The 7,386-nt window shown below is 70.2% G+C and carries 7 protein-coding genes; all 7 read right to left on the reverse strand.

All coding sequences use genetic code 11. The features are described 5' to 3' along the window. Positions 1–8: 8 nt before the first annotated feature. Positions 9–626, reverse strand: a complete 618-nt coding sequence (locus AB4Z02_RS12405) for a hypothetical protein (protein ID WP_441971271.1) — start codon at positions 624–626, stop codon at positions 9–11. Next, positions 623–1,903: an MCE family protein gene (locus AB4Z02_RS12410; RefSeq protein ID WP_441971273.1), complete on the reverse strand. Its 1,281-nt coding sequence runs from the start codon at positions 1,901–1,903 to the stop codon at positions 623–625. The genes AB4Z02_RS12405 and AB4Z02_RS12410 overlap by 4 nt, the downstream gene beginning before the upstream one ends. Continuing rightward, a complete protein-coding gene (locus AB4Z02_RS12415; RefSeq protein ID WP_441971275.1) occupies positions 1,900–3,204 on the reverse strand; it encodes an MCE family protein in 1,305 nt (434 codons plus the stop codon). The genes AB4Z02_RS12410 and AB4Z02_RS12415 overlap by 4 nt, the downstream gene beginning before the upstream one ends. Before the next feature lie 2 nt (positions 3,205–3,206). Then, entirely contained in the window at positions 3,207–4,469 is a 1,263-nt protein-coding gene (locus AB4Z02_RS12420) for an MCE family protein (protein ID WP_441971277.1), read from the reverse strand. Beyond that, positions 4,469–5,440, reverse strand: a complete 972-nt coding sequence (locus AB4Z02_RS12425; RefSeq protein WP_056883284.1) for an MCE family protein — start codon at positions 5,438–5,440, stop codon at positions 4,469–4,471. Before AB4Z02_RS12425 ends, AB4Z02_RS12420 begins: the two co-directional genes overlap by 1 nt. After that, entirely contained in the window at positions 5,440–6,468 is a 1,029-nt protein-coding gene (locus AB4Z02_RS12430) for an MlaD family protein (protein WP_441971279.1), read from the reverse strand. The genes AB4Z02_RS12425 and AB4Z02_RS12430 overlap by 1 nt, the downstream gene beginning before the upstream one ends. Before the next feature lie 58 nt (positions 6,469–6,526). Continuing rightward, the coding region (locus AB4Z02_RS12435) for an MCE family protein (protein ID WP_441971281.1) at positions 6,527–7,386 on the reverse strand (860 nt) is incomplete at its 5' end.

A 7,386-nucleotide genomic window follows, 5' to 3' on the forward strand; every position in this document is an offset into this window, starting at 1 on the left:
GGGGGGTGTCAGCCGACGAACTCAAGGTTCTCCACCTTCCATGCCTCGCCGACCCGACGCAGCTCCAGGCGCATCCGGTAGGTCTTGGTCTCCCCCGCCGGGACGGCGGTGTTCTTCGTGGGGGCGACGACGCCCACCAGCGCCACCGCCGAGTCGCGGTCGCCCGAGACGAGCGCCGCCTCGGTGCGCTGGACGGTGGACACCGTCTTGTTGGCGACGAGGACCTTCTTCAGCTCCTCGACGGAGGTCGAGTAGCTCTTGAGGAACTGCCCCGTGGCGCCTGCGCGGACTCGGGCGGTGTCGGCGTCGACCTTGGTGTAGTCGACGCTGACGAAGTTGATGGCCAGCTGCCTGGCGGCGGCCACCGCGGCGGAGTGGGCCTGCTGGGTCTGGCGGGCTGAGTACCAGTCGCGACCGCGCGTGGCCCCCAGCGCGACGGACGCGGCGAGGGCGAGGACCACCAACGCCCAGACGAGGCGGGGCGTGATGCGGGCGACGCCGACCCGCGAGGGTGCGGCGGGCGCCGTACCGTCCTGCAGCTCGTGCTGTGTCGTGTCGGCAGCCGCGCCCGGGCGGGCGCGTCCGGCCTTCACCGCCCTCCCGGCGTGGGTGGTGATCGTGCTCATCGAGCAGCCTCCTTCATGATCCACAACCACGAGGGATCGCTGCCGTCACCCCCAGACGGGGGGACGGGGACCGACACCTGTGGCGTTGTCATGCCCAACGAGGCAGCCATGCCCGGGGATACGGGCTGGTCGCCGAAAGCGAGCGGCAGGGTGGAGTTCGTGCTCGAGCCGCCCGAGGGGCCGGGGGCGTTCTGGGCGCCTCGGACGGTGGTCCCCGAGCCGCGGGGCGCGGTGCACCGGGCGGAGGTGTTGACCGGGGGCAGGTTGGTCGTGGTCTTGGGGTTGGTCCGCTTCGTGCCGCCGTAACCCTGGGTGCAGACGGGCGGGGCCTGGGCCAGGGCCAGCCCGAAGTGGGCCGTCCCGTCCCCCGGGACCACCGTGTAGCCACCGGCGACGACGTCGGGGTAGGTGACCAGCAGCTGCTGGATGCCGTCGAGCCGCGACGTGGTCACCTGGCCGATCGTGATGAGGTTGGCCAGCAGGGCCGCGAGGTTGCCCTTGTTGTCGCGGATCAGGGCCTCGAGCTCGCCCGAGGCGACCGCTCCCCTGTCCAGCACCAGGCGCAGGTCGCCGTCGGACGTCTTGAGCGTCTGCGACAGCTCCTTGAAGTTCTTGGCGAACACCTTGATCTGCCCCGACGTGTCGCGCTGGGTGTCCAGCACGATCCGGCCGTCGTCGATGAGCTTCTCGGTCTGCGGCAGCGCCTCGGTGGCGGCCTTGGTGAGGGCGTCGCCGCTGTCGATGAGGCGCTGGAGGTCCTGCCCGCCGTCGGCGAAGCCGGTGCCCAGCTCGTCGACCACGGTGGCCAGGTCGCCGCGGTCGACCGAGTTGACGGTCTGGTCGAGGTCGAGGAGGAGCGTGTCGACGCGCAGGGGGTAGCCGGTGTCCTTGCGCGGGATGCTGTCGCCGTCGGCGAGGTCGGGCCCGCGGTCGCTGCGGGGCTGGAAGTCGAGGTACTGCTCCCCCACCGCCGAGCGGTTCTCCACCACGACCTTGGTGTCCTTGGGGATCTTCACCCCTCGCTTGATCTTCGCCTCGACGACGACCCCGTCCTTGGACAACCGCAGGCGGTCGACCCGACCCACGGTGACGCCACGGTAGGAGACCTCGGAGCCGACGAAGATGCCGCCGGACTGGGCGAAGTCGGCGGAGACGCGGTACTGGCCGCTTACGACCCGGTCGTAGAGCCCGACGTAGCGGGCCGAGAGCACCGAGACGGTCAGCAGGGTGATGAGCATGAAGGCGAAGAGCTGGACCTTCACCGAGCGGCGGATCACGAGCCACCTCCGTAGAGCGAGCGCCACGAGCCGTCGGAGCCCGAGGTCTGTGCCGACCCCGACTGCGGCGACTGCTGGGAGGAGCCCAGTGGGCAGAGCAGCCCCGTGCAGGTGGTCGAGGTCCTCGAGGAGGTCGAGGACCCGGTCGGGAGGCCGGGCAGCCCGGGCAGGTCGGGAAGCGAGCCCGTCGGCAGCGGGAGGGACGGCAGCGGCCCGGTGGGGAGCCCGGTCGGCAGGCCTGTCGGGAGCCCGGTGGGGGGCGCCGTCGGCAGTCCGAGGTTGCCCGCGAGGTTGACCAGGTTGAGGTCGATGTCGGCCGACAGGTTGGTGTAGTCGCCCTTGATCGCGCCGGTCGCGCTGTCGGGGAAGGGGTAGGTGAGCAGGAGCTGCAGCGACTTGGGCAGGTCGTCGCCGGCCTTGGTCAGCTGCGCCAGGATCGGCGCGAGCGACTTGAGGTTGGCCGCGGTGTCGTCCTTGCTCTGCCGGATGACGTCGGTGCCGACGGCCCCGAGGCGGCTCAGCGCCGCGAGCATCTGGACCAGCTGCTTGCGCTGGTCGGCCAGGACCTTGAGGCCGCCGGGGAGCGCCTCGACCGCGCGGGCGAGGTCGTCCTTCTGCGCGGCGAGCTTGGATGCCAGCTTGTCGATGTTGTCGATCGCCCGGACGATCTCGGACTTCTGCTGGTCGAGCCCGCCGACGAAGGTGTCGAGCTGCTTGATGAGGTCGCGGACCTGCGTCTGGTTGCCGCTCAGGGCGTTGTTGAGCTCGGTCTCGATCGTCTTGAGCTGGGCGACGCCTCCGCCGTTGAGGAGCAGCGACATGGCGCTGAGGACCTCCTCGACCTCGGGGTTGCGGCCCGTGCGGTCGAGCGGGATGTTGTCGCCGTCGCCGAGCGAGCCCTCGGGCTTGCCGGTCGTGGGAGGCCCGAGCTCGACGTACTTCTCCCCGAGGAGCGAGGTCTGCTTGAGCTCGGCCACGGCGTTGTCGGGCAGCTTGACGTCGCGGGGCAGCCGCAGCGTCACCCTGGCCGTCCAGCCGTTGAGCTCGATCTTCTCGACCGACCCGACGGTGACCTGGTCGACCTTCACCGAGGACTGGGGCACCAGGTCGAGGACGTCGGCGAACTCCGCCGTGACCCGCATGACGTCGCCGTGCTGCGCGGCGCCCCCGGGCAGCGGGAGGTCGAACGCCCCCTGGCAGCCGCTGGTGACCAGCACCGCGGCTGCGGCGAGGCCGGCGACGGCCAGGCGGCACCGCGGCGTACGGGTGGCGCGCGGCTCCGTGGGCTCGGTGGTCCGCATGGTCATCGCCCTCCCCCGAGCAGCCCACCGAGGGTGGGGTCGGCCCCGCGCATCTGCACGGTGGTGGTCGGCGCGCCGCCGGCCGCGGCCGCGCCGGGCTCGGGGCCGGTGCCACCTTCCGAGCGGGGTATGGCGCTGAGCAGGTCGAGCGGCAGCTTCACCCCGGCGCCCTTGAGGGTGTCGAGCAGGTCGGTCACCGGCTTGAGCACCCCGGCCACGGTCTTGCAGACGCTCGCGGGCTGCCCGCTCGCCGTGATGAGGTTGCACAGCAGCGTCTGGAGCTTGAGGTTCTCGTTGATGTTCGCCCGGGTGTCGAGGGTGCCCGACTTGGGGTTGTAGGCGTTCTGCAGGTTGCTGATCGCGACGGGCGCGTTGGTCAGCGTCTCGGCGAGGGCGTCACGCTGCTTGGCCACCGTGCCGGTCACCGACGCCAGCTGCTGCAGGTTGGTGGTGAGGCCGGCGCGGTTGTCGTGGACGAAGGAGCTGACCTCGCTGAGCGCCACGGCGAGGTTCTTCAGCGCTGCGGCCAGGTCGCCGCGCTCGGCGTCGAGCTGGGTCGAGACGCTCGCGAGGTCGCTGTTGAGGCGGCGTACCTGCTGGTCGTTGGTGGCCAGCATCGTCGTGAACGTCTGCAGGTTCTTCACCGTCCCGAACAGGTCGTCGCGGCCGCCGGACAGGGTCTCGAGGGCCTTGCTGAGGTCGCGGTTGGTGTCGTGGATCTTCTGCCCCTGGCCGTCGAGGTTCTTCGCCCCCGTGTCGAGGGCCTGGGCGAAGGCGCCCTCCTTGTTGGCCCCGGTGGGCCCGAGGGCGACCAGCAGGTCGTCCAGGCTCGAGGAGATGCGGTCCAGCTCGACGGGCACCGCCGTGCGGTCGAGCCCGATCTGCGCGCGGTCCTTCATGACCGGCCCGCCCGTGTATGCAGGGAAGAGCTGGACGTAGCGGTCGCTCACCAGCGAGGGCGCGACGACGGCCGCCTTGGCGTCGGCGGGCACCTTGTACTTGCGGTCGTACTCGAAGACCACCTCGACCTTGTCGCCCTTGGGCGTCACCTGCTTCACCTGGCCGACCTGCACCCCGAGGATGCGCACGTCCGAACCCGGGAAGAGGCCGACGGCCCGGCTGAACTCGCCGGTGACCCGTACGGTCTCGTGACGCGGCCAGAACGCGTACGCGCCGGCCACCAGCGCCACCACCGCGAGGGCGGCGACGAGGCGGGGTACGAGGCCCACGTGGGGCAGGCGCGGCAGCGAGGGCAGGCGGGCCATCAGTTGCCTCCCAGTTCGACGGGCGTCGTCAGGTTCTGGATGTAGGTGTCGAACCAGCGGCCGTTGCCCAGGACGTTGGCGAACAGGCGGGTGAAGGGCGCCATCGCGGCGATCGTGTCGCCGAGGTCCTGCTCGTGCTTCTGCAGGACGGCGAGGACCTTGGTCAGCTGGTCGAGGGCCGGCTTGAGCTCGGCCCGGTTGTCGCGGACGAGGCCGGTGATCTGCTGGGCCATCTTCGAGGTGTTGACGAACAGCGTGTGGATGTCCTCGCGCCGCTTGTCGAGCTCGACGAGGAGCAGGTCGGCGTTCTTGATGATCGACTCGACGGCCTTGTTGCGCTGCGCCACCGTGCCGGAGACGCTGTTGGCCGAGGCGAGCAGGCGCTTGAGCTCGGCGTCGCGCGAGGCGATGGTGCGCGAGAGGCGGCTCAGCCCGTCGAGCGCGGCCCGCACGTCCTGCGGGCTGTCCTTGAACTCGGTGGCGAGCGTGGTCAGCGACTTGGCGAGCTGGCCGGTGTCGATGCGCTCGGTCGTCGTCGCGAGGTCGCTGAAGGCGTTGACGATGTCGTAGGACGACACGGTCCGGTCGATCGGGATCTCGCTGCCCTCCTTCAGCTGGCCAGAGCCACCGGGCTCGAGGGCGAGGTACTTCTGGCCCAGGAGGGTCTTCATGCGCACCGAGGCCCCGGTCCGGGTGCCGAAGGCCGCCGGCTCGGTGACCTTGAAGTCGACGACGACGTGGTCGCCGGCGAGGTCGACGCCCTCGACCTTGCCGACCTTGACGCCGGCGATGCGGACGTCGTCACCCTTCAGCAGGCCGCCGGCCTCGCTGAAGGCGGCGCGGTAGTGGTCGCCCCCACCGATGAACGGGATGCTCTGGATGTTGAACGCCACCACCAGCAGCAGGGCGATGACCAGCAGGCCCGCCGCGCCGATCGGCACGGGGTTGCGCTCGCGGAACGGGATGGCCATCAGGAGCACCTCGCAGCGCTGAGGCCACCGGGCTTGTCCAGCTTCACCGGCGGACCGGCGGGCAGCTTGATGGTGCCGCTGAAGTCGCAGAGGTAGAAGTTGAACCAGGAGCCGTAGGTCGCGGTCCGGGTGATGGTCGCGATCTTGCCGGGCGAGGTCGAGAGGAACTTCTCGAACGTCGCCGTGTTGGACGGCTTGTTGAGGCCGGTGGCGAGCTGGCGCAGGTTGGTGATGTCCGTCTTGATGGACGGTCGGGTCACCTCGAGCAGGTCGGCGGTCTGCGCCGTGAGCGAGTTGATGTTGGTCAGCGAGGCGCCGATGGTCTCGCGATCGGCGGCGAGGCCGGACACGAAGCGCTGGAGCTGGTCGATGAGCTCCTTGAGCGCTGCGTCGTGCTCGTCGACCGTGCCGAGCACGGTGTTGAGGTTGCTGATCGTGCGGCCGATGACCTCGTCGCGGTCGGCCAGGGTCGAGGTCAGGGACGCGGTCTTGGCCAGCAGCGAGTTGATGTTGCCGCCCTCCCCCTGCAGGACGCTGATGATGTTGCCCGACAGCTCGTTGACGTCCTTGGGCGACAGCGCGGCGAACAGCGGCTTGAACCCGTTGAACAGGACGGTGAGGTCGAGGGCGGACTGGGTGTGGTCGAGCCCGATGGTTGCACCGTCCTTGAGCGGCAGGGCACCACCGGACTCCTGGGTCAGGGCGATGTAGCGCTCACCGACGAGGTTGCGGTACTTGATGGTCGCCTTGGTGCCCTGGGTGAGGACGCTGGTCTTCAGCACCTTGAGCTCGACGTCGGCGTGGACGCGGTCGTGGGCGACCTTGATGCCGGTGACCTCACCGACCCGGACCCCGGCGATGCGCACCTCCTGGCCGTTGGCGAGCCCGGTGACGTCGTCGAACACCGCGGTGTAGGTCGCCTTGTCGCCGAACTGGATGTTGGCGATGGTGGCCGCCAGCGTGCCGGTCGCCAGCAGGGTCGCGACGACGAACACGATGAACTTCACGAGGCTGGAACGGGTGCTCATCGGGGTCCTCGCCAAGTATCGGAGCGACGAAGGAGCGGAGAACTGGGTGGGGTGATGTTCACTGTTGGCTCACCACCGTTCCGCGCAGCATGGGTCCGGCGAGCAGGGTGGTGATGGCCGATGGCGTGGCCGCTGACCCGTCGTCCGACAGCAGGGCGGCGACGACGTGCTGCTCCTGCTCGGTGCCGGCGAGGCCGGCGTCGGCGTTGCCGATGGCCAGGCCCGAGGCGCCGGTGAAGGCGGTGGGCAGGGCGCTGCCGGCGCTCGACCCGCTGCCGGCGGTGCCGTCACTGAAGTGGACTGGCCCCTTGGGGTGGGCCTGGCTGCCGTACGAGTCCGGCAGGCCGTAGCAGGTCGGTCCGCGGCTCTCGCCCCATCGGGGTTCCTCCCCCGGCCGGTACCCCGCCCGCTGCGGCGCCACCTCGACCGTGATGTGGAACTGGTCGGACCGGAACGCCTCATCGATCCGCGGCACCCAGTTCGTCAACGCCGCCGCCATGCACGGGTACTGCGACGCGTACCGCGCCACCGCATACGTCGACGCCAGGTCAGCCAACCCACTGATGTCCGCCTGGATCACCGGCACCCGCGGGTTCAGCTCCTTGAAATACGCATCCACCAGCACCAGGTTCTTGCCCAACCTGGTCCCCCGACCCTCCAACGCCGACGCCAACGCGTTCAACGTCGCCGACAGCTTCTCCGGCCGCACCGACCGCAACAACGGCAACAGGTCCGCSAACACCTTCTCCAGCTCGATCGCCACACTCGACCGGTCCTGACCGATCACATCCCCCGCCCGGATCGCCCGACCCGCCCCCGCGGCGCCTGCCGCACCAGCAGGCGGGGTCACCAGGTCCACGAACCGCTCACCGAACAACGTCTTGGGCAACAACCGCGCCGACACACCCGCCGGGACCA

This window comes from Pedococcus sp. 2YAF34, assembly GCF_052114585.1.
Lineage (GTDB): Bacteria > Actinomycetota > Actinomycetes > Actinomycetales > Dermatophilaceae > Pedococcus.